The 21,023-nt window shown below is 38.8% G+C and carries 15 protein-coding genes and 1 tRNA gene; 8 read left to right on the top strand and 8 right to left on the bottom strand.

Annotation, left to right across the window (positions count from 1 at the left end; all coding sequences use genetic code 11):
- Positions 1-28 precede the first annotated feature (28 nt).
- The 3 genes from HCU67_RS02080 to HCU67_RS02070 are packed head-to-tail and all read left to right on the top strand — an operon-like array spanning position 29 to position 2,813.
- Entirely contained in the window at positions 29-304 is a 276-nt protein-coding gene (locus tag HCU67_RS02080; protein ID WP_168550952.1) for an STAS domain-containing protein, read from the top strand.
- A gap of 3 nt (positions 305-307) precedes the next feature.
- Positions 308-1,564, top strand: a complete 1,257-nt coding sequence (locus tag HCU67_RS02075) for an oligosaccharide flippase family protein (RefSeq protein ID WP_168550951.1) — start codon at positions 308-310, stop codon at positions 1,562-1,564.
- A 10-nt stretch (positions 1,565-1,574) separates the two neighbouring features.
- Entirely contained in the window at positions 1,575-2,813 is a 1,239-nt protein-coding gene (locus HCU67_RS02070) for a glycosyltransferase (RefSeq protein WP_168550950.1), read from the top strand.
- Between the two features lie 11 nt (positions 2,814-2,824).
- On the opposite strand, the gene HCU67_RS02065 is transcribed toward HCU67_RS02070, so the two are convergent.
- The gene (locus tag HCU67_RS02065; protein WP_168550949.1) at positions 2,825-3,799 is read right to left on the bottom strand and encodes a cellulase family glycosylhydrolase; all 975 of its coding nucleotides are present in this window, start codon (positions 3,797-3,799) and stop codon (positions 2,825-2,827) included.
- Positions 3,800-3,943: 144 nt separating this feature from the next.
- Between HCU67_RS02065 and HCU67_RS02060 the strand changes: the two genes are divergently transcribed.
- The 3 genes from HCU67_RS02060 (at position 3,944) to HCU67_RS02050 (ending at position 7,927) form a co-directional block, all read left to right on the top strand.
- Positions 3,944-5,140: a response regulator gene (locus HCU67_RS02060; protein ID WP_168550948.1), complete on the top strand. Its 1,197-nt coding sequence runs from the start codon at positions 3,944-3,946 to the stop codon at positions 5,138-5,140.
- Between the two features lie 52 nt (positions 5,141-5,192).
- Positions 5,193-6,071, top strand: coding sequence for a dTDP-4-dehydrorhamnose reductase (gene rfbD, locus HCU67_RS02055; protein ID WP_168550947.1), 879 nt, complete (start codon positions 5,193-5,195; stop codon positions 6,069-6,071).
- 89 nt (positions 6,072-6,160) lie between these two features.
- Positions 6,161-7,927, top strand: a complete 1,767-nt coding sequence (locus HCU67_RS02050; protein ID WP_168550946.1) for a MutS-related protein — start codon at positions 6,161-6,163, stop codon at positions 7,925-7,927.
- Here the strand turns inward: HCU67_RS02050 and HCU67_RS02045 are convergent.
- The 3 genes from HCU67_RS02045 to HCU67_RS02035 all read right to left on the bottom strand — a co-directional run bounded on the left by HCU67_RS02045 (position 7,924) and on the right by HCU67_RS02035 (position 11,957).
- Positions 7,924-9,024 carry a DUF4407 domain-containing protein gene (locus HCU67_RS02045; RefSeq protein WP_168550945.1) on the bottom strand — a complete coding sequence of 367 codons (1,101 nt, stop codon included), beginning with the start codon at positions 9,022-9,024 and terminating at the stop codon, positions 7,924-7,926. The genes HCU67_RS02050 and HCU67_RS02045 overlap by 4 nt on opposite strands.
- A 109-nt stretch (positions 9,025-9,133) precedes the next feature.
- On the bottom strand, positions 9,134-11,590 hold the full coding sequence (locus HCU67_RS16700) for a M56 family metallopeptidase (protein WP_168550944.1): 2,457 nt from the start codon (positions 11,588-11,590) through the stop codon (positions 9,134-9,136).
- Between the two features lies 1 nt (position 11,591).
- Complete coding sequence (locus HCU67_RS02035) at positions 11,592-11,957, bottom strand: BlaI/MecI/CopY family transcriptional regulator (RefSeq protein WP_168550943.1); 366 nt, start codon at positions 11,955-11,957, stop codon at positions 11,592-11,594.
- A 300-nt stretch (positions 11,958-12,257) separates the two neighbouring features.
- On the opposite strand from HCU67_RS02035, the gene HCU67_RS02030 reads away from it, so the two are divergent.
- Entirely contained in the window at positions 12,258-12,395 is a 138-nt protein-coding gene (locus HCU67_RS02030) for a hypothetical protein (protein ID WP_168550942.1), read from the top strand.
- A gap of 99 nt (positions 12,396-12,494) precedes the next feature.
- Here HCU67_RS02030 and HCU67_RS02025 read toward each other — a convergent pair whose 3' ends face one another.
- On the bottom strand, positions 12,495-13,889 hold the full coding sequence (locus HCU67_RS02025; RefSeq protein ID WP_168550941.1) for a dipeptidase: 1,395 nt from the start codon (positions 13,887-13,889) through the stop codon (positions 12,495-12,497).
- A gap of 94 nt (positions 13,890-13,983) precedes the next feature.
- Between HCU67_RS02025 and HCU67_RS02020 the strand changes: the two genes are divergently transcribed.
- Positions 13,984-14,065, top strand: a tRNA-Leu gene (locus HCU67_RS02020).
- A gap of 50 nt (positions 14,066-14,115) precedes the next feature.
- On the opposite strand, the gene HCU67_RS02015 is transcribed toward HCU67_RS02020, so the two are convergent.
- The 3 genes from HCU67_RS02015 to HCU67_RS02005 all read right to left on the bottom strand — a co-directional run.
- Positions 14,116-16,053, bottom strand: a complete 1,938-nt coding sequence (locus tag HCU67_RS02015; protein ID WP_168550940.1) for an OmpA family protein — start codon at positions 16,051-16,053, stop codon at positions 14,116-14,118.
- Position 16,054: 1 nt separating this feature from the next.
- Positions 16,055-16,984, bottom strand: coding sequence for a PorP/SprF family type IX secretion system membrane protein (locus tag HCU67_RS02010; protein WP_168550939.1), 930 nt, complete (start codon positions 16,982-16,984; stop codon positions 16,055-16,057).
- Between the two features lie 17 nt (positions 16,985-17,001).
- Positions 17,002-21,023, bottom strand: a 4,022-nt coding sequence (locus tag HCU67_RS02005) for a T9SS type B sorting domain-containing protein (RefSeq protein WP_210423600.1), incomplete at its 5' end; no start/stop codon positions are given.

The following is a 21,023-nucleotide window of genomic DNA, read 5'->3' as shown; positions in this document are numbered from 1 at the left end:
CAAAAAATTAACCCAAATCTTAAACATTATGGCACTGCACATAACCGAAAGGAATAACATAATTCACCTTAAAGGAAATTTGACCACAAGTAATATTAGAAGTCTAAGTAGTTATCTGATGCATTTATATGAAACTCGAGCTAAGGTTTCGATTGATTTGAATCGTGTAGATGAAATTTCAAAAGAAGTCGCAAGAGAGCTTTTTAGACTAAAGAAGAACGCAGAAGCAGTCAATCGAAAGTTGGTCTTTTTCTATAACGAAACCAGCGAACTGGTCGAAGACCAATTGATTGTAAACAGTTAATTCATGGAAACATTACGCGTTTTACAAAAGCGCTTATCGCCAGAACAGGTTTTTATGCTCAGTGTTATCGTCGTAAATGGCGGTAATTACCTTTACAATCTTTTGTTAGGTAGAATTTTGGGGCCAGAAGCCTTTGCTGAAGCCGCCCTATTAATTACCCTATTATTGGTATTGTCTTTTTTGGGCATGACGTTTCAGTTGACCGCTGCAAAATTTGCGGTGATTTTCTCTGGAGAAAAATGGCAGGCTTTTAAAAACAACACCCTGAGACTTTCGCTTTTATTTGGAATCTCAGTTGGTATTCTGATGTTGGTTTTTTCCAAACAGCTTCAGCAGATTTTTCACACGGAAAGCAATTTGATGTTTGTTGTTTTTGCTTTTGGAGTACCCCTGTATTTCTTTATGAGTTTAAACCGGGGAATTTATCAAGGCAGACAAGAATTTAAAAGTCTTTCTGTAACATATCAAACCGAAATGTGGAGCAGGTTGCTAATTACTTTGGCAATCTTATTCATACTGCCTTGGCAGCCAGGAGTTTTGGTGGCAATAGGTATTTTGGTCTCTTTCTTTTTTGGTCTCTATCCTTCAGAAATTAAAAGCTTGAAGATTGATAAGACCTTGAAACTTGAAAAATACGATCAAAACCGTATGGTAAAGTTTATGGTTTTGACAGCTTGTTATGAGCTCACCCAAATCATAATAAATAACAGTGATATTTTATTGGTAAAGCATTTTTTCGAGGCTAAACCTGCTGGTCTTTATGCTTCTTTGGCACTGATAGGTAGGGTGGTGTATTTCGCAGCGTGGATGTTCGTTATGCTTCTTTTACCCACTGTTGTAAAAAATCATAAGGAAGGTAAACCTACTGCACCTGTGCTATTTAAGTATGTTGCCTACATCGGTGCATTGGCCTTAATGATTGTGGCCGTTTGTTATCTATTTCCCGATTTTGTGGTGAATATAATGTTCGGAAGCGAATATCTAGAAGTCTCACATCTTCTATGGAAATACGCGTTGGCCACATCCTTATTCGCACTTTCAAACATATTTGCGTATTACTTTTTGTCACTGGACCAATATGTGCCTGTTATTCTATCCGGTTTATTGGGCATGTCTCAAATAGGCCTTATTGTGCTATATCATGATAGTTTGAATACGGTAATCATTATGCAAATAATGGCCATGTCCATTCTTCTGCTCGTCCAAATTCTATATTTCTTGAAGAAGGAAGTTCTAAAAACAAAAATCTCAAATCAATAATAACATAACCATGAAAATTGCTTTAGTTACCGCCTACCCACCAAGTAAAGTCACACTCACTGAGTACGCTTATTATCTCGTTAAAAGTTTTCGATTGCAAGGTCGAGTTGACGAGCTGATTTTACTTTGTGATAAGACAGAAGGTGAAAAAGACCTGAATTTTGAAGAAGAAGGATGTAAGATAACAGTAGAGGAATGTTGGAAATTCAACAGTTACACCAATCTTATCTCGGTTTCAAAAGCCGTAAGAAAGACTAAACCTGATGCCTTATTGTACAATCTACAATTTATGAAGTTTGGTGATAAGAAGGTGCCTGCAGCTCTCGGCCTAATGCTCCCTTTTGTTACTAAAAAGATGGGGGTTCCTACCGTGTCACTTTTGCATAATATTATGGAGACGGTTGATTTGAAGGATGCCGGATTTACATCCAATCCAATATTGGCCAATATTTATAATTTTATTGGAACAACCTTGACCCGTTTTGTTTTAGCCTCTGACGCCGTTTCTGTTACCATAAGCAAATATGTGACAACGCTTAAAGCGAAATACAAAAAGGACAACATTGAATTGATTCCACACGGAACTTTTGAGCTTCCGCCATTACCGGATTTTAAATTACCAACTGGACCAAAACAAGTAATGGCATTTGGCAAGTTTGGTACTTATAAAAAGGTGGAAGTAATGATTGAAGCTGTTGAGCAAATACGTCAGCGTACAGACCTTGATATTGAGATTGTTATTGCTGGAACCGATAGCCCAAATACTCCAGGTTATTTGGCAGATGTTGCTGAAAAATACAAACATGTACAACAATTGCGCTTTACAGGATACGTTCCGGAGGAGGATGTTGAACGCATTTTCGATGAAAGTGCCGTATGTGTTTTTCCGTATACTTCGACCACTGGTAGCTCGGGTGTATTACACCAAGCCGGAAGCTATGGAAAGGCTGTTGTGCTTCCAGACTTAGGTGATTTGGGTATTCTGATACGTGAAGAAGGCTACATGGGCGAATTTTTCACCGCCGACAGTGCCGATTCTTTGGGGTATGCAATTCAAAAGATTTTGATTGATGATGCCTATCGTATTGAATTAGGTCAGACCAATTATAATGCTGCCACTTCATTGCCGATGTCAAAAATCACTGAAATGTATTTGGATTTATTTGAAGAAATTCAGCGTAAAAGGGGAATTAAAGTTTCAAAATCCTACAGTCAAGAAGAAATCAAGGAAATGTTTGTGCATCAATAGTTCCTTTGAAATTAATTATTCGACAGGCCTAAGTTGTGGTTCAAATAACGATAGGCCTTTTTTTTGTTCCTATTCACTCCTATAATTCCGAAACGCATTTGTTTTTTCTGATGTCGTGTTTTTTTTCCAACAACTTGGTCTGGAATTTCTTCGAAATCGTAAAGGGTCCAAAATAAATGGGGTATTGAATGCTCTTTTAGAATTTCTGAGGCTTTTTTGAAATAGTTTGCTTGTTTTTTTTCCGAACTGGAGAAAAAATTCAGAAAGCCCGAAAATGATGAAAAACCAAATTCCTGCAGGACCATAGGCTTGTTACTCCGATTAGACAGAGTCATATAGTCTTGAGGTAAATTTTTCAAATCGCGGTAATAGTGAAAACTAACGAAATCTACTTGATTCAATAGGTTTATTGCAGATTCTGGGTTAGACCATCCAATGGTTATCGGATGGCGTTTATCCAATTTTCTAAGATGTTCGATAATTAACTTTAGCCATCTTATGACTGTTTCTTTTCCTTGCGAATTAAAATCGAGATCGGGCTCATTTTTTATGTCCCATGCAAGAAGGTTGGCGTGGTTCTTTAAACTTTCAACTACCCTAAATAAGTACTTTTTATTTTCAGTTAGGCTGGCTTTATCATAACTCCCGTAAAAATCAAAAAGGGTGACCATTACCTGAAGGCCTTCCTTAGAAGCAATTTTCATCACCGTATTTAAACGATTGATTTTTTCTTCAATATTGGTTTCATCATTAAAATCTTCATACTGGATAAAAATTCGGATGGTATTGAGCCCCATGTTACGAATTAGGGCAAAATCTTCATGAAAAATGTTCGCATCGAAGGATTCTCCAAAGGTATCCCAAGGGCTCAGCTGCGGATAGTAATTTACACCTCTAATTTTCAAAACTCTTACAAAGTCCTTGTATTCATTGGTTTGAGCCCAAGAATTGATAGAAAAAATGAGTAGAAGTATTAAAAATCTCATTGGAGACAGCATTAGGCCTAGCTCTAAAACAGAATTACATAATATTAAGTATAATACTTCGTTATAATACAGAAAAAACCTACAAAATAAATAAACCCAAATATTTTACATAAACAACCCCACAGGTGGGCTTAAACACACCACATGAAAATTTTAACTATTGACGACCAAATCCTTATTCTATTATCGCTTCAAAAGAGATTGAATGAAATAGGTTATGATGTTGAAGTTGCCGACTCCGGTCAAAAAGGCATTGAACTAGTAGAATCGTTTCAACCCGATTTGGTTATTGTTGACATTAATATGCCAGACATGTCTGGTTTAGAAGTTGTTCAAAAAATTAGAGAAATTGAAGAAAGGCATATTCCGATAATGGTGATGTCTGGCAATACAGACGAAGATGTCATAATGCAAGGCTTTGAACTCGGTATTGATGATTATATGAAGAAGCCTGTTAGCTTAAATGAAGTTGAGGCTCGTGTAAAACGAATTTTAGGAACACCAAAAGTTGAAAATGTTCAAAAGTCCGCTCAGGCGCAAATGATACAAGAATATTGCGTGGGGGTGGTAATTCCTTGCTATAATGAAGCGGACCGTCTTTCTGGTAAGGATTTTATGGATTTTTCATTCCAGAACCTTGGTTACCAACTTTGCTTTGTTAACGATGGCAGTACCGATAATACATTAGAAATTCTTAACGATTTAAGAAAAGGTAACGAAGACCATATAACAGTTTATGACTGCGAGAAAAATGGAGGTAAAGCTGAAGCTGTTCGGCAAGGAATGTTACACATGGCAAAAAATCCACAATTGGATTATGTCGGCTTTTTAGATGCTGACCTTTCTACTGATTTTAGGGACTTTGACGATTTGGTAAAAACCCTTAGAAACTCAGAATATAAAATTGTTAGTGGATCGCGAATGGCGCGAATGGGTGCAGACATCACCAAAGAATCTGCACGCGCCATTATTAGTAAAACAATTAATCTTTTGATTCGTAAGATTCTTCATATGCCTTTTAATGATACCCAATGTGGGGCGAAGGTTATGGATAAAGACATTGTTAAACTAGCTTTTAGTAAACGATTTTTGACCAAATGGCTCTTTGATGTAGAGGTCTTTAAACGAATCAGTAATCATTATGGGAGGGAGAAGGCCCTAGAAGTTATCTGTGAGCAACCATTAAAAAGATGGATTCATGCAGATGGCTCAAAACTTTCTTTTAAAGATTCGGCTAAAATCGGTTTGCAATTATTTAGAATTGCTGTTCATTATAGGGTTAAAAAGAAAAAGGCCCGTCAATATGCTGCGAAAGAAACTGCAGAAATGGTTAGTGCATAACCAAAAAGCAAATTATAATTACAAGCCTTAGCTTTGCTAAAAAGTTAAGGCTTTGTCTTTTAAAAAAGTTTTGGTAACTGGGGCCAACGGCCAACTTGGCAAGTGCCTAAAAGAATTGGCTAAAGACCAATCAAATAATCACTACCATTTCATATTCAAATCTTTTCAAGAATTGGATATTTCGGATTCTAAAAAGGTTACCACCTTATTCCAGAAAGAACAGTTTGATTGCTGTATTAATTGTGCTGCCTACACTAATGTCGATAATGCTGAAAAGGAACCCGACGAAGCTGAAAAAGTCAATGTTTTTGGTGTTAGAAACCTAGCAATGGCTTGTAAAAATTCAGGTGCAACATTGGTGCATATTTCAACTGATTTTGTTTTTGATGGTGAATCCAATCTTCCATACTCAGAAATGGATACCACCAATCCTCTCGGAGTTTATGGTAAAACAAAACTAGAGGGCGAAAAAGGGATTGCCGAAATTCTTGAATCACATATTATTATTCGAACCTCATGGCTTTATTCGGAATATGGTTCTAATTTTATGAAGACCATGTTGCATTTGGCAAATGCAAATGACGAAATCTCAATTGTCAATGATCAATTAGGTTCACCGACCTACGCTGCTGATCTGGCAAATGTGGTCCTCCAGATATTGAAAGAACCAAATCCTACCTATGGTCTATATCATTTCAGCAATAGTGGCATTACTTCTTGGTTTGAATTTGCACAAAAAATTTATGAACTCTCCGATATAAAAATTAAAACATTTCCCATTTCTACAGAAGAATATCCAACTCTTGCGAAGCGCCCAAAATTCAGCGCATTGGATTCAACTAAAATCAAATCTGTTTTTGGGGTTCATCTAAAACCATGGCAAGAAAGTTTGCATACTGCCCTTTTTCAATTAAAAAAATCAAATAATTGATTGCTTACCGGCAGCAGTCATCGGCCAACTCAAATACTTAAAGTCTTCAATTTTGATGGTATTTGATATCTTTAACCAGTAGTATACCAATGCAAGATCTTCTCGATTTTTATTCCAAAACGATTAAAGGTTATTCCAAAAAATGCGAACGACTTAAGCAAAAATTAAGGTTGCTGAGTTTGGCGCGGTTGGTTGCCTTTATAGGCGTTTTTCTGCTACCGTATGTTTTTTGGAACACTACATTTGGACTGATTTCAACGGCTATTTGCGTTATTGGGTTTTTGTATTTGGTGCGACTATACGAAGACGTAAAAAAACTATACAGATTCAATTATCATTTGGTTCAGATTAACAAAAAAGAATTGAAAGCTTTACATCAAGAATTGGAAGGTTTCAATGATGGTAAGGAGTATCTTCAAACAAAACATCATTTCAGTAATGATTTGGATTTGTTCGGTACATCTTCTTTTTTTCAATACGTGAACAGATGTATTCTCAAAGGAGGTAAGGATGCGTTTTCACAACTATTGTTATCCAATAATATTGACACTATTGAATTGAAGCAGCAGGCAATTCAAGAGCTTTCAGAAAAGATAAAATGGCGTCAGGAGCTGACAGCAAATGCGATGTTCGTTAAAGAACACACCTCGATTTCAAGTATAGTAAAATGGTTGCACAGCTATCAAAATTTCACACCGAAAGCGATACGGTATCTGTCATGGGCATTCTTATCCGTTTTTATGCTGGTTATTTTACTATCATTTAAGAATATTGGATTGCTGAATTTAGCAATACCCTTACTTATTCTGGGTTTGGCAATAACTGGTATGTACTTTGGACGCATTAAGAAACTAGCTGCAAAGGCTGATATAGCCAAATCTACTTTCAAAGAATATGCAAAATTGCTAGAGGTTATTGAAGATGAACAATTTGAGTCCGATTTTTTACGCCAACAACAAGACCTCCTAAAAAATGAAAATAAGAAAGCATCGAAAGCTATCGCAAAGTTCTCCAGATTGCTCGATGTTATGGACTATAACAATAACGTATTCTATGCTATTTTCGGGAATGGTTGTTTTTTGGGTGCTTTACGGACTGCCTATCTAATAGAAAACTGGATAAAATCTAACAAGGATGAGGTTGAGCGATGGTTTGAGATTGTTGCCTTCTTTGAAGCATATAGCAGTTTCGGAAATTTTAGATTCAATCATTCCGCCTTCACATTTCCAGAAATCAGTAGAACAGGCCCCATCCTTGAAGTTAAGGATTTGGGCCATCCATTAATTCCTGATGATAAAAATGTAAAAAACGATTTTTCAATAGCCGACAAATCCTTTCACATAATTACGGGATCGAATATGGCCGGTAAAAGTACTTTTTTACGAAGTGTCGGTCTTGCAATTGTAATGGCAAATGTTGGTTTGCCAATATGTGCAAAATCCTGTAAATATTCCCCCTTAAAATTAATAACAAGTATGCGCAGTGCCGATTCATTGCATAAGGGTGATTCGTATTTCTTAGCCGAACTGAAAAGACTTAAAATAGTAGTGGACTTGGTTCAAGAAGAACCGTATTTTGTGCTATTGGATGAAATTCTTAGGGGCACCAATAGTAATGACAAGGCCAAGGGTTCCAAACAAATTTTGGCACGTCTACTTAAAGAGGGAGCCACAGGTTTGATTGCCACACATGATTTAAGTCTATGTGATGCAGCTGATGACCATACCAATGTGCAGAACTATCATCTAGATGCCACTATTGAAAACGACGAACTTAGTTTTGACTATAAATTAAAAAATGGGGTCAGTAAAACGATGAACGCCTCTTTTATGCTCAAGAAAATGGATTTGATTTAAAGTCCTTTGGTCTGGGTTTTGTAAAATGAATCCGCCTGCAACCGAAGTACTTCGCCAGCTTTTTTCTTCTTGTAATTGTACAATTCTTCTTCTGACTTTAAATCCTCATAAATACCTTGGTTCATTTCTGCATCGGTGGACATCAAGAGTTTGCGTTGCGCCACTTTTTGGTTAACCCAAACCGCAACCACACTTTCAGCTTCTTCAGTTTTGTAATCGTACTCTCCTTTTGGTGCCAAAAGCTTTGCGATTATAGGTGCAGTTTCAATTGCCAGGAACAAAAGAAAAATAAAGAAAGAAGGCAACCAAGGGAGCTTGTCCAAGGCGTTGATGCGCGCCATGAGGCCATCAAAGCCGTCAATAACGGGTTGTGTATCACCCACCTTTGTGTTGTAATCCGCGTTCAAGGTTGCAATTTGATCTTCTAAGGCTGCAATCTTTTGTCCGTTGTTCTCTTTTAGCAACTTCAATTCTGCTAAGTATGCATCGTGCTTTTCTCGTTTTTCTTTATAAACAGGCCCTTTACCTAACAGACCTGTTCCTGCCGTTCCTTCTGCCTCCGAAATATAAGTGTCATAGAGCGCATTGGTTTCTGCCTCTTTAGAAGCGATATCCGCTTTTAGCGATTTGATTTCTTGGTTAAGACTTTCAATTTTCGGACTGTATTGCAGTGCCAATTGTTCTTTGTTGGCCAGTGTCATTTGGTTCTTTTCTTCCAATAGAACCTGGTCGATTTCCTTTTGGAATATCTTCAATTCCAGTGGCTTGGAAATTACGATTGCAATGATTAGTGCCAAGATTATTCTAGGTGTGGCTTGTGCTATCTCACTCCATTTATTATCCCTTTTTTTGATTGTGGAAACGATGTAACGGTCAAGGTTGAATATTAAAAGTCCCCATATAAATCCAAAGAAAATCGCTGTGTATACGTTATCAAATACCGTATAAAGCGCATAGCCTGATGCAATAAATGCCATTACTGCAGTAAAGAAAACTGTGGCTCCTATACCGGCGTATTTGTTCTGCTCTCCTTTACTACAAGTATCTAATATATCGGAATCTGCTCCTGAGCAGAAAATGAAGAATTTCTGTAACATGATAGTGTTCGTTTTGGTTTGACTAGGTTATTAGAACGGAGTTTGGAATGATTTCTTACAATAAAAGCCTTCATTTAGAAGGCTTTAACAGATTTGTAAGGAAGTTGTTTCAGGACTTGGACAAAATTTTGACCTCTGGTTTTTTATTTATCCATGGGTAGGTTTCTACTTTTTCAAAATCTCGATTTTGAATAATATATAAAGCAAGTTCAGCCTCAATTATTTCCCCATGCAAGTAAAATAAAGCACCTTTCTCATTAAGTTCTCTCGAATACTTATAAATGTTAGTTTCCTTTTCTGAACTAAGACCAACTTTTATAGGAGCTTTTGAAATGCGTACAACAGGATTGTTACTGTTATTTGAACGAGAATCAATATTTAGACTCTTGTTCTTTTTTAGTAATTCAATAGCCTTATCCGATGATATTTTCTTGCCTTCATAATAAAAGTCTGCTCCTTTTTTTGCCATTTCTATAACATGGTCTAAAGGTGAAGGCGGGGTAGGAGGTGGGGGAGGAGGAGGTAAATCATTTCCATTTCCTATAGTCTTGGGTGGCTCAGGATTGCCAGGAGTCTGGGGTGGTGGAGGTGGTTCAGGCAATTCAGGAAAAGGTTCTGCATCTGCTCTTTGTTTTTCTGACATGAGATTATAGATATATTTCATGCGCTCTACTTCCTTCATTTTAATATGCATGTTGTCCTTTGACATTTCATTATATTTTTTGGCCAATGCATTGTATATCGCCATTTGTTCCCTAGAGGCACCTTTTTGAATATTATCGGGCAGATAGTCAGGGAAAGGTTGCGCCCGCTCTTTTTGTGTTAAGGTCATTTGCCTATAGTTAACTTCGAGGGCTTTTAAAGCATACGAAGGAATAATTCTATTTTCTATTGGAATGCTATTATACTTTTTGGCAAGCTTATTATAAATGTTAACTTGTTTTTGAGGTAGCTCTTTTCTATTCTTAAGGTTTGAACCAGTTGGGAAACCGAAGCGTTCTACAGATGCTAATTTTTCTTCCTTTGTCATTTTTTGGTAAAGTCGTTGCATTGTCTCAATTTCACTAACCAAAATTCTTGACTGTCCATATTTATTGTTTTTAAGTTTTGTGGCTAACCTATTGTACTCTTCAAGCTCTTCAGTAGACAGACTTGAATTTTCGTCTTGGTTAAATAAAACTTCATTGGTGTCAGGAAGAACTTCTTTAGAATATGTCATTCCTTTTGAATCTATTAAATCACCGTTTTCAATTTTAAATGACCAATTTTCATGGCCATAGGTAAAAAAGAAACCATCCTCATCCCTTTTTGGATAGAACTTATTGGTTTGCCCATCTTTTGTTATGGCCCAAATAAAACCATCTGTATAATTTTCAACTTTTAGGGTTATATCCCCTTCTATACTTTTCCAGTTTCCTTCAAATTGATTTCGAAGACTATTCTCCTTGAGAACATAGTTTCGGCCTGAAAATGAAAGCAAACCTGTCTCGCTTTCCAATGAAATTGGTAAATCGGCATATTCAGTGGTGACGTAATATTCTTGCCCAAACTTTTCAATTGGATGATTATAGTTTAGTCCATTGAAATGAAGTTGATTTCCATTTGAAAGAATCGAGAACGCATAGGTTTCGGTATTTGCATCTAACCATACCCCTTCAATTGAGTTTTGACTTGAAACTTTTTGGACAACTTTTGTCTCACTAAATCCAAAGACTAGTAGCAATGTCAATGGCAGCAAAAGCAAGGTCCTTAAAAAAATTGACTTCTTTGTTGTTGTTTTTTTCATGACTGTAAAACGATTTTTGATGGATGAATAATTAATGGCATTGGCCATTTTCGACTGATAATTGTTATAGCTATTGTTAGATAAATAGGATAGCAATGTATTTTGATAGGTAGGTTGGTCTATTTCTTTTTTTAGTACTGCTTGATCTGCCAAAAATTCATGATTCAATTTGATGGCTTTTTTAAATAGAATAATCAAAGGATTGAACCAAAAAACAACCTGAACCAACTCAATAAAAACGATATCATAGCTATGTCTTTGTTTAGCATGGGTTTCTTCGTGAAGCAGCACTTCTATTGGAATTTGATTCGCTTCCGATTTATTCTTATTCAAAAAAATGTATTTGAAAAAAGTGTGTGGTGGAAAATTCTCTTTCAGTAAGACATGTATAAAACCAGTAGCTTTCTTTTTGGGGTTTCTTATAATTCGTCTAATAATTTGATTCAAATTTCTGATGAATCTAAAACTGAAATAGATTAGCCCTAAAAAATAAACAAACCCAAAAACTGGACTAAAATCCGTTACATTATCTTTTATGGCCTTTGGTTCTGCGATGAAATTATAGTCATTTACTTGAGGTTCTGTTGATACCGGTAAGGAAACAGGATTTACAACTACGTATTCCATAAAAACAATAGTAGGTATTAAAAGGGAAGCTATAACCGATACTAACAAATAAAATCGTTTAAAAACATGCATGTTTTCCTTTTCAAGGAGTAATTTGTAAAAGACTAAGAAAACAGCCATACAGGCTATGGATTTTAGTATATAAATTGCCATGTCAGCTTTTTTTAATTTGTTGGTCAATCATATCCCTAAGATTTTGCAGTTCTTCTTTTGATAGGTTAGCCGATTCTGTAAAGAACGAGGCAAATTGCGACGGGCTATCGTTAAAGAAGTTTTTAATCAATCCATTTACATGATTAGAGAAATAGGCTTTCTTTTTTACTAACGGATAATACTCTCTGGAACGTCCAATACTTTCGTACGCCACAAAACCTTTATCAATCATTCGCTTTAATAATGTGGCTACTGTAGTTGTAGCTGGCTTTGGTTCTGGATATGATTCCAGTAAATCTTTCATGAAAGCTTTTTTAAGCTTCCATAGAATATTCATGAGTTCTTCTTCACTTTTGGATAATTGCATAACAAGTTTAATTGCTCTACAAATGTAGAATAATATTTATATTCTACAAACGTAGAATCAAAATTTTTTCAATTCTAAATTTTAAAGGGTTGAAGACGTGCTTTAAATCGATCATTGTGTGCACTTAGTGGAATACCAAAATTTGGATTTTTTGAATATTCAAAGTACCAGTCTATACTAAAATACCATTCGTCGATACTCAAGCCCTTTTGATTTTTGTTCAGAACACCACCCTGAGCATCCGAGGTAAATTTGGAGTGTAACAAAAAAGGAAATAAAATCTTTTAAAAATATAACCTCATGAAAAAGCAAGTTAAACAAGACAAGTTCACAGGAATGATAATCTTAAACGAGAACAAAAAAGTATTTAGAATGTGTGATGTAGAAGTCAACGAAGGTGAACTTCTGATCAACATGTACAGTCCAATAAGCTGCTAAACACGGCAGCATCCCTCCCCAAACCTTACTGAACTAAACTGTAGGACCGATTGTTAGGAGCCAAACTTCCCCCGAGGCTCTTAACTTTCGGTCCTTTTTTTATACTGTAGTCGAAAGCTCTGTATAGTATTTATAAAAATATGGAATGGTTTCTATGCCTTTTAAATAATTCCATACCCCAAAATGTTCATTCGGTGAATGTATAGCATCACTATCCAAGCCAAATCCCATTAATATGGTTTTGCTATTGAGTACCTGCTCAAATAGTGCTACAATAGGAATACTACCTCCTGTACGCTCGGGTATCGGTGTTTTTCCAAAAGTCGCTTCGTAGGCTTTCGACGCAGCTTTGTAACCAATGGTATCTGTTGGGGTGACATAAGGTTGTCCACCATGATGAGGTGTTACTTTTACTTTGACACCGGCGGGAGCTATGGATTTAAAATGATTGGAGAAGAGTTCCGTGATTTCATCAGGATCTTGGTCTGGAACCAAACGCATAGAAATTTTTGCAAATGCTTTGCTGGCAATAACCGTTTTAGCACCTTCTCCTGTATATCCACCCCAAATACCGTTCACATCCAATGTTGGACGTATTGAATACCTTTCTGGTGTTGAATATCCTTTTTCGCCATAAACGTCTCCAATATCCAAGGCTTTTTTGTAGTCTTCAATATCAAAGGGGGCTTCAGCCATATGATTCCTTTCTTCGGCTGATAATTCTGCTACTTTTTCGTAAAAACCAGGAATGGTAATGTGGTTGTTTTCATCATGCAAGGAGGCAATCATTTTGCTCAGTACATTGATTGGGTTTGGCACAGCACCCCCATAAATACCTGAATGTAGATCGCGATTAGGCCCGGTTACCTCAACTTCAACATAACTCAAGCCGCGAAGACCTGTAGTTATGGATGGAATATCGTTGGCCATCATTCCCGTATCGGAAATTAAAATAATGTCATTGGCCAATTTCTCCTTGTTTGCCTCTAAAAAATCAGCAAGGCTATCGCTGCCTACTTCCTCTTCACCTTCAATCATGAATTTCACATTACAGGGCAGGGTGTCATTTTTAATCATGAATTCCACTGCTTTTACATGCATGTACATTTGCCCTTTATCATCACAGGCTCCCCTTGCAAAAATTGCCCCTTGAGGATGAAGTTCCGTTTTTTTCATAACTGGTTCAAAAGGGGGAGAGGTCCATAAATCCAATGGGTCGGGTGGTTGTACATCATAATGACCATAAACCATTACCGTTGGTAAAGTTTTATCAATAATTTTTTCACCGTAAACCACGGGATACCCCTTGGTCTTACAAATTTCAACGGCTTCGCAGCCTGCGGAAATCAGAGCGTTTTTTACAGATTCGGCCGTATCCAATACACTTTTTGAGTAGGCGGGGTCTGCACTTATTGAAGGTAGTTTAAGTAATTCTACCAATTCGTTAATAAAACGATCTCGATGTTCGGCTATATAGGTTTTGATTTGTTCCATACACGTTTATAAAGCAGGCTAAAATTACGAAATAGAACTTTCTGAAAATTGGGGTTTTACCAACAAAATTTTAAAGTATATTTGCACTCCCTAAGCGGATGTGGTGGAATTGGTAGACACGCTAGACTTAGGATCTAGTGCCGTGAGGCGTGGGGGTTCGACTCCCTTCATCCGCACAAAAAAGCCGAGAAATACTTCTCGGCTTTTTTTATTTGCTTAAACTATTTTACTGAACTATTATAAACTCTGAGCGTCTATTTTCTTCATGTTTTTCTTTTGAACACTCAACACCATTAGCGCACTCATTGACCAATTGCGTCTCACCAAAACCTTCTGCGGTCAGACGTTCTTCGGCTATTCCGTTGGCTACTAAATAATCCATTGAAGATTTTGCACGTCTATCGGATAAACTAAGATTGTATGAATCACGACCTTGACTATCGGTATGTGCCCTGATTGATACCTTTACTTCTGGGAATTTAGACATGTATTCAATTACTTTGTCCAATTCAATCTCCGCTTCAGGCCTTATATCTGATTTATTTTTATCAAAATAAATGGGTTGCAATTCCAATACCTCAGCCAAGTCGGTTCCTACTTCAGCTGGTTTTTCATCAGGTTTCAGCCCAATTTCGATTTCATTAACATCAAATGAACCAATAAAACTAATTTCAACGTTACCTTCTCCAAAGCCTTCTTTTTTACCAATAATCAAGAAATCTTGAGTTTCTGCACAATCCAATGAAATCGAAAATTCACCAGTATTATTTGTTATGGTGCTACCTACAACCTGTCCTTGCCTATTGATAACTTCAATATTGGCCTTGGCAACCAATGAACCATCTACTTCATTAATAACGAATCCACTGGCCGTAGCCGTGCACCCAAATGTTATTGGAACAGTTGCAACGAAAGCATAGATGTCATCATCACCTTTTCCTCCGGAACGGTTAGAGGCAAAATAACCTGAATTCGTTTTAGGATTTATGATAAAAGAAAAATCATCACTCGGACTATTAACAGGTTTGCCTAAATTTTGAACCTCAGCATTGGCACCTTTAATATTTGCTACAAAAACGTCTAGACCTCCTAAACCTGGCCTACCATCAGACGAAAAATACAGTAAACCATTCGCATCGATAAACGGAAAAGTTTCCCTTCCCTCAGTATTGACCTTTGGGCCAAGGTTTTCAGGGTCACCAAAACTACCATCGGAATTAATGGCTACTTTAAATATATCTGATTGCCCAATCGTACCGGGCATATCTGAAACAAAATAAAGCGTTTTTTCATCTGGGCTTAAAGCTGGGTTGGCCGTTGAAAAACCATCTTCATTGAACGGAAGAACGAATTCATTCTGCCATACACCATCTATATAATCGGCCCGCATTAATTTTAAACGGCTGACACCTTTTTTATCTCTCTTAAACTGATTTTTCTCGGCATTATTTCTAGTAAAATAGACGGTATTGCCACTTTTGGTGAATACGGTAGAGGATTCGTGTGCAAAACTGTTTACTTCTGCCGAAAACTCCATAACTACTCCGTCACCACTCTCATTTTCATCTACTTTATAGAGGTTGAGAAATGGCTGTTTCGTCCATGCATGATTTTTTTTGATAACCAACCCGGTATCTCTAGCACTCGTGAAAACCAGGGTGTCTTGATAAAATGAAGGTGCAAAATCAGAGAGCTTTGAATTGAAATTAACCTTTATTAATTCGAAACGACCAGATTTTTCACTTATCTCATTCAAATATTCTTGATTCTTTGCAAATTCCAGAGCTCTTTGGTCTTCTGTACTTACTTCGGCAAATCGTTTCATGAGAAAATCGGAGGTCTCATATTGACCAAGGCTTTTCATTGATTGTGCATAACGGTAGAGATATCCGGCATCAATGGCCAAACTGTCTAGAGACATGAGGTTGGAATACCATTCAGCTGCCTTCTTATAATTTCCCGTAACATAATTGGCATCACCCAAACGTTTTAAGATATCGGCATTGTACATGCCTTTTTCAACCAATTTCTCGTGCGATTCAATAGCATCAATAAATTCGTAATTGTCAAATTCTTTTTTGGCCTTATCTTCTTTTGAGAGCTGTCCAACCAAGGGAACACTCAGCGTCAAAAAAAGATATACTATGTATTGACGTAGTTTCATTTTAGAAGAATCTTGGGGTTACCACTTTTTTAAATTGCGTCAGGAATTCGAACCTTAGGAAGACTTCGAATGAACCGTTGTTGAAAGAACTATTACCGAGTTCCGTAGTTTCTCTGTCATAGGCCAAGCCTAGCATGAATTGATCACTTATTTGGTATCCGAAAAGCGCACTCCAAGCCGCACTCCATCTATAAGCGGCCCCAAATGTGAAGGTCTCCTTATACATAAAATTGGCAGATAAATCCGCTTGCAGGGGAGCTCCTTGCACTGCTTTAAGAAGAATGGTCGGTTTAAACTTCCAATCGGGTCTAAAATCATAAACGACCCCCGAAATGAAATAAAAGTTCATCCGTTCTTGCGCCAAGAAACTGCTTGACCCCGAATTTTGAAAGTGCTCGGTTTCGAGAAAATTTGGTACCGAAAGGCCAGCATAGAAGGTTGGTGAATAATAATAAACCCCAGCGCCAAAATTGGGTGAAAACCTGTTGTCGATATTACTTTCTTGGGTAACATTAGCACTAGGATTAAATTCTTGTAAACGATTAAAATCAATATTCAATAAATGTCCTCCTGCTTTAAGACCAAATGAAACCCTACTATTGTATGAGGTTGAAATGGTATAAGAAAATACCGCGTCAAAATAAGTGTCTTGATTGGTGCCGTTCCCAATCTCGTCGTTTACAATAGAAAGACCGGCACCCATTTTTTCTGAAATTGGGGCATGTAGATTAAAAGTTTGTGTAGAGGGGGCCCCATCCAAACCAATCCATTGTGAACGATGGAGTCCGGCCACACTTAATACACCCCTTGACCCTGCATAAGCAGGATTTATCGCGAGGGTATTATACATGTATTGGGTATACTGAGCATCTTGCTGGGCAAAAAGTTCACCGGCAAAAAGCAAGAGTAAAATCGGCAGAATTCTTTTCATTGTTTGGGTTTAAATGGTTACCTATTTACATAGAGATAACCGTTTAAGGTTCTCACTGTTCCGTTATCGTTATAATCAATGATGTAAAAGTATACCCCGACAGGGAGCTCTTCATCAACACTAAGCGTGGCCCTTCCATTAGAGATGCCCTTAAAGGATCTTCCATTATTGTCATAGCCTTCAATTTCATAAACCAGTACCCCCCAACGGTTATAAATTCGCACCTTATTATCTGGGAAGTTTTCTATGTTCAATACCCTAAAACTTTCATCTGGAGTTCCTGAACCAGGCACTACGTATTCACTGACGATACCAACGTTACACGCTGCATTTGAAGGAGGCGTACCATTAATATTATCGCAGGGGTTCAGAGGGTCCGTTCCATCTTGAATTTCTTGGCCATCAGAGATTTGGTCGTTGTCGGTATCCTGGTCGTTCGGGTCCGTTCCAAGACTATTTTCTTCACTGGTTGACAACCCATCATTATCACAATCACTTGTTTCAAGAGGTGTTCCGCCGATAGAATCACAATCATCCAAAGGATTGGTGCTATCGTTGAATTCTTGTCCATCATTAATACCGTCTCCGTCGGTATCGATATTATCTGGATCAGTGCCAAGAGTAGCCTCATCATCGTTGGTAAGACCGTCTCCATCACAGTCAGATGAACCAAGAGGGGTGCCACCAATTGAATCGCAATCATCCAATGGGTCCGTACCATCCATATTTTCTATGATGTCGTTAATTCCGTCACCATCGGTATCACCGCCTTCTAGGTCAATGCTAATAATTGCGGTAGTGCAGACCAATGAACCACTTTCATCATTACAAACTTCATATTCTATGGTAACCGTTTGCCCTCCTTCTGAAGAGTCAGGGAGGTAGCTTATTTCACCGGTATTGGCGTCAAAGGTGACTACACCAATTGCGGTTCCGTTGCCGGTATTTGTAATCGTTGTTGTTCCTAGATTGTTACTATCGTTGTTTGTTAGGTAATCGTCATTGATCAAAATATTTAAGATGATAGGATTACCATCAATTACTCCGGAAATAGAATCGTCGGCCGCTGTGGGTAGCGTAGGATTTGGATCAGCAGAATCAATATTACCATCACCATCGGTATCTGGATCTTCAGGATCAGTAATGTTTCCATTAGGATTCGCACCTGTATCCACATCATCAACTCCTGTAGTTTCTTCCAGGGTATTTAGGCCATCTCCGTCACAGTCTGAAGTACCCATGGGAGTACCGCCTATAGATTCGCAATCATTCAAGGGGTCTGTTCCATCGGTATTGACTTCTTGCCCGTCTGTTATTCCATCACCATCAGTATCTGGACTTGTTGGATCTGTTCCAAGGGCTGTTTCTTCGTCAAAAGTCAATCCATCTACATCACAATCTGACAGTCCAGTTGGTGTTCCGCCGATGGAACTACAATCGTTTAATGGGTCTGTATTATCAACGTTTACTTCTTGGCCATCATTAATTCCGTCTCCATCCGTATCTGGATTGTTACCATTTGTACCTAAGCTCGATTCTTCATCGTTTGTTAATCCATCAGAATCACAATCACCGGAGCCTACAGGAATGCCTCCAACCGAATCGCAAGTGTCTAGGGGATCTGTGCCATCAACATTCACTTCTTGACCATCATTGATACCATCACCATCTGAATCTGGATTGTCAGGATCTGTTCCTGCGGTAGCTTCATCTGCATTTACCAATCCATCTCCATCACAATCAGAAGTACCCAAAGGTATTCCTCCGATGGAGTCACAATCATCTAAGGGGTCGGTTGCATCAATATTCACCTCTTGACCATCTGGGATACCGTCTCCGTCTGTATCCGGATTGTCGGGATCAGTGCCAACGGCTGTTTCTTGATCCGTATTCAATCCATCCGAGTCGCAATCGGTTGTACCCATCGGTGTACCACCTAAAGAGTTACAATCGTCCAGTGGGTCTGTACCATCAGTATTGACTTCTTGCCCGTCTGTAATACCATCGCCATCAGAATCTGGATTGTCTGGATCGGTTCCGTTTGTGGTTTCTTCTGCAAATGTTAGCCCATCTGCATCACAATCTGATGTCGAAGTTGGAGTACCCCCTATAGAACTACAATCATTTAAAGGGTCAGTACCATCTATAGCCTCTTGACCATCATTAATGGTGTCTCCATCTGTATCTGGATTGTTAGGATCGGTAATATTTCCGTTGGGGTCTGCGGGCGTTGCACCATCATCAACTCCTGTCGTCTCTTCGTCGTTAGTTAATCCATCTCCATCACAGTCAGTGGTTCCCAATGGGGTTCCCCCTACAGAATCACAATCGTCTAAAGGATCTGTGCCATCTGTATTAACTTCTTGACCATCCAAGACACCATCACCGTCAGTATCTGGATTATCAGGATTTGTACCTGCTGCAGTCTCTTGGTCTGTAGTTAGTCCATCAGAATCGCAATCTGATGTTCCCAGGGGAGTTCCTCCTATAGAATCACAATCATCATTTGGGTCAGTACCATCCAAGGCTTCTTGCCCATCTAAAACACCATCATCATCTGAGTCGTTATCATTAGGGTCGGTTATGTTGCCATTTGGATCTGCGGGTGTAGCTCCATCATCAATTCCCGTAGTCTCTTCATCGTTGGTTAATCCGTCACCATCACAATCGGAGGTTCCTAGAGGTGTACCTCCTACAGAATCACAATCATCTAAGGGGTCGGTGCCATCGGTGTTGACTTCTTGTCCATCAAGAACTCCATCGCCATCGGTATCAGGGTCATCAGGATTTGTACCAGCTGCAGTTTCTTGATCTGTAGTTAGGCCATCTGAATCACAGTCAGAAGTACCCAAGGGTGTTCCTCCGACGGAATCACAATCATCAAGTGGATCTGTTGAATCAGTATTAACTTCTTGCCCATCTAGAATAGTATCACCATCAGTATCAGGATTGTTAGGATCAGTGCCAGCCGTAGCTTCTTCGTTATTGGTTAGCCCATCATTATCTGAGTCGCAAATGCCTACACCAGTATTTGGGTCACAGGGGTCTAGAGGGTCACTAGGGCCCAATGGGAATAATGCTGTGGCAGGGTCATTTACGGCATTTACTTCTTCGTTATCCGTTAGTCCATCTGAATCGGTATCCGTATTAAAAATATCAGTGCCCGCAATAATTTCATCAGAATTGATTAGACCATCGCCATCACAATCGGATGTTCCAAGGGGAGTGCCCCCTACGGAATCGCAATCATCGAGTGGGTCTGTTCCATCGGTATTTACCTCGGTATCGTTGTCGATTCCATCGCCATCGCAATCTGCAGTTCCCCATGCGGCTGAAGGTGCGACACTTTGATTTGCCAGAACGAAATCACACTGATCATCAGGGTCGGTACCATCGGTGGCTTCTTGGGCATTGGTCACCCCATCGCCATCACAATCAGAGGTTCCTAGGGGAGTACCCCCAACGGAATCACAATCATTAAGTGGGTCGGTGCTATCCGTATTTACCTCGGTATCGTTATCAATTCCATCGCCATCACAATCAGCAGTTCCCCATGCGGCTGAAGGTGTAACGCTCTGGTTCGCCAGAACGAAATCACATTGGTCATCAGGGTCGGTACCATCGGTGGCTTCTTGGGCATTGGTCACCCCATCGCCATCACAATCAGAGATTCCAAGGGGAGTACCCCCAACGGAATCACAATCATTAAGTGGGTCTGTTCCATCGGTATTTACCTCGGTATCGTTATCAATTCCATCGCCATCACAATCTGCAGTACCCCATGCGGCGGAAGGTGCGACACTTTGATTTGCCAGAACGAAATCACACTGATCATCAGGGTCGGTACCATCGGTGGCTTCTTGGGCATTGGTCACCCCATCGCCATCACAGTCGGAGGTTCCCAGGGGAGTACCCCCAACGGAATCACAATCATTAAGTGGGTCGGTGCTATCCGTATTTACCTCGGTATCGTTATCAATTCCATCGCCATCACAATCAGCAGTTCCCCATGCGGCTGAAGGTGTAACGCTCTGGTTCG

The sequence above is a fragment of the Croceivirga thetidis genome (genome assembly GCF_012272815.1).
Lineage (GTDB): Bacteria > Bacteroidota > Bacteroidia > Flavobacteriales > Flavobacteriaceae > Croceivirga > Croceivirga thetidis.
The sequence above is the reverse complement of the archived record's forward strand: the minus strand, read 5'-3'. Positions and strand labels throughout refer to the sequence as shown.

What these genes read in the sequence shown, in the direction of transcription:
- HCU67_RS02080 (WP_168550952.1), top strand. Translation starts at nt 29, where the DNA reads ATGGCACTGCACATAACCGAAAGGAATAACATAATTCACCTTAAAGGA.
- HCU67_RS02075 (WP_168550951.1), top strand. Translation starts at nt 308, where the DNA reads ATGGAAACATTACGCGTTTTACAAAAGCGCTTATCGCCAGAACAGGTT.
- HCU67_RS02070 (WP_168550950.1), top strand. Translation starts at nt 1,575, where the DNA reads ATGAAAATTGCTTTAGTTACCGCCTACCCACCAAGTAAAGTCACACTC.
- HCU67_RS02065 (WP_168550949.1), bottom strand. Translation starts at nt 3,799, where the DNA reads ATGAGATTTTTAATACTTCTACTCATTTTTTCTATCAATTCTTGGGCT.
- HCU67_RS02060 (WP_168550948.1), top strand. Translation starts at nt 3,944, where the DNA reads ATGAAAATTTTAACTATTGACGACCAAATCCTTATTCTATTATCGCTT.
- HCU67_RS02050 (WP_168550946.1), top strand. Translation starts at nt 6,161, where the DNA reads ATGCAAGATCTTCTCGATTTTTATTCCAAAACGATTAAAGGTTATTCC.
- HCU67_RS02045 (WP_168550945.1), bottom strand. Translation starts at nt 9,024, where the DNA reads ATGTTACAGAAATTCTTCATTTTCTGCTCAGGAGCAGATTCCGATATA.
- HCU67_RS16700 (WP_168550944.1), bottom strand. Translation starts at nt 11,590, where the DNA reads ATGGCAATTTATATACTAAAATCCATAGCCTGTATGGCTGTTTTCTTA.
- HCU67_RS02035 (WP_168550943.1), bottom strand. Translation starts at nt 11,957, where the DNA reads ATGCAATTATCCAAAAGTGAAGAAGAACTCATGAATATTCTATGGAAG.
- HCU67_RS02030 (WP_168550942.1), top strand. Translation starts at nt 12,258, where the DNA reads ATGAAAAAGCAAGTTAAACAAGACAAGTTCACAGGAATGATAATCTTA.
- HCU67_RS02025 (WP_168550941.1), bottom strand. Translation starts at nt 13,889, where the DNA reads ATGGAACAAATCAAAACCTATATAGCCGAACATCGAGATCGTTTTATT.
- HCU67_RS02015 (WP_168550940.1), bottom strand. Translation starts at nt 16,053, where the DNA reads ATGAAACTACGTCAATACATAGTATATCTTTTTTTGACGCTGAGTGTT.
- HCU67_RS02010 (WP_168550939.1), bottom strand. Translation starts at nt 16,984, where the DNA reads ATGAAAAGAATTCTGCCGATTTTACTCTTGCTTTTTGCCGGTGAACTT.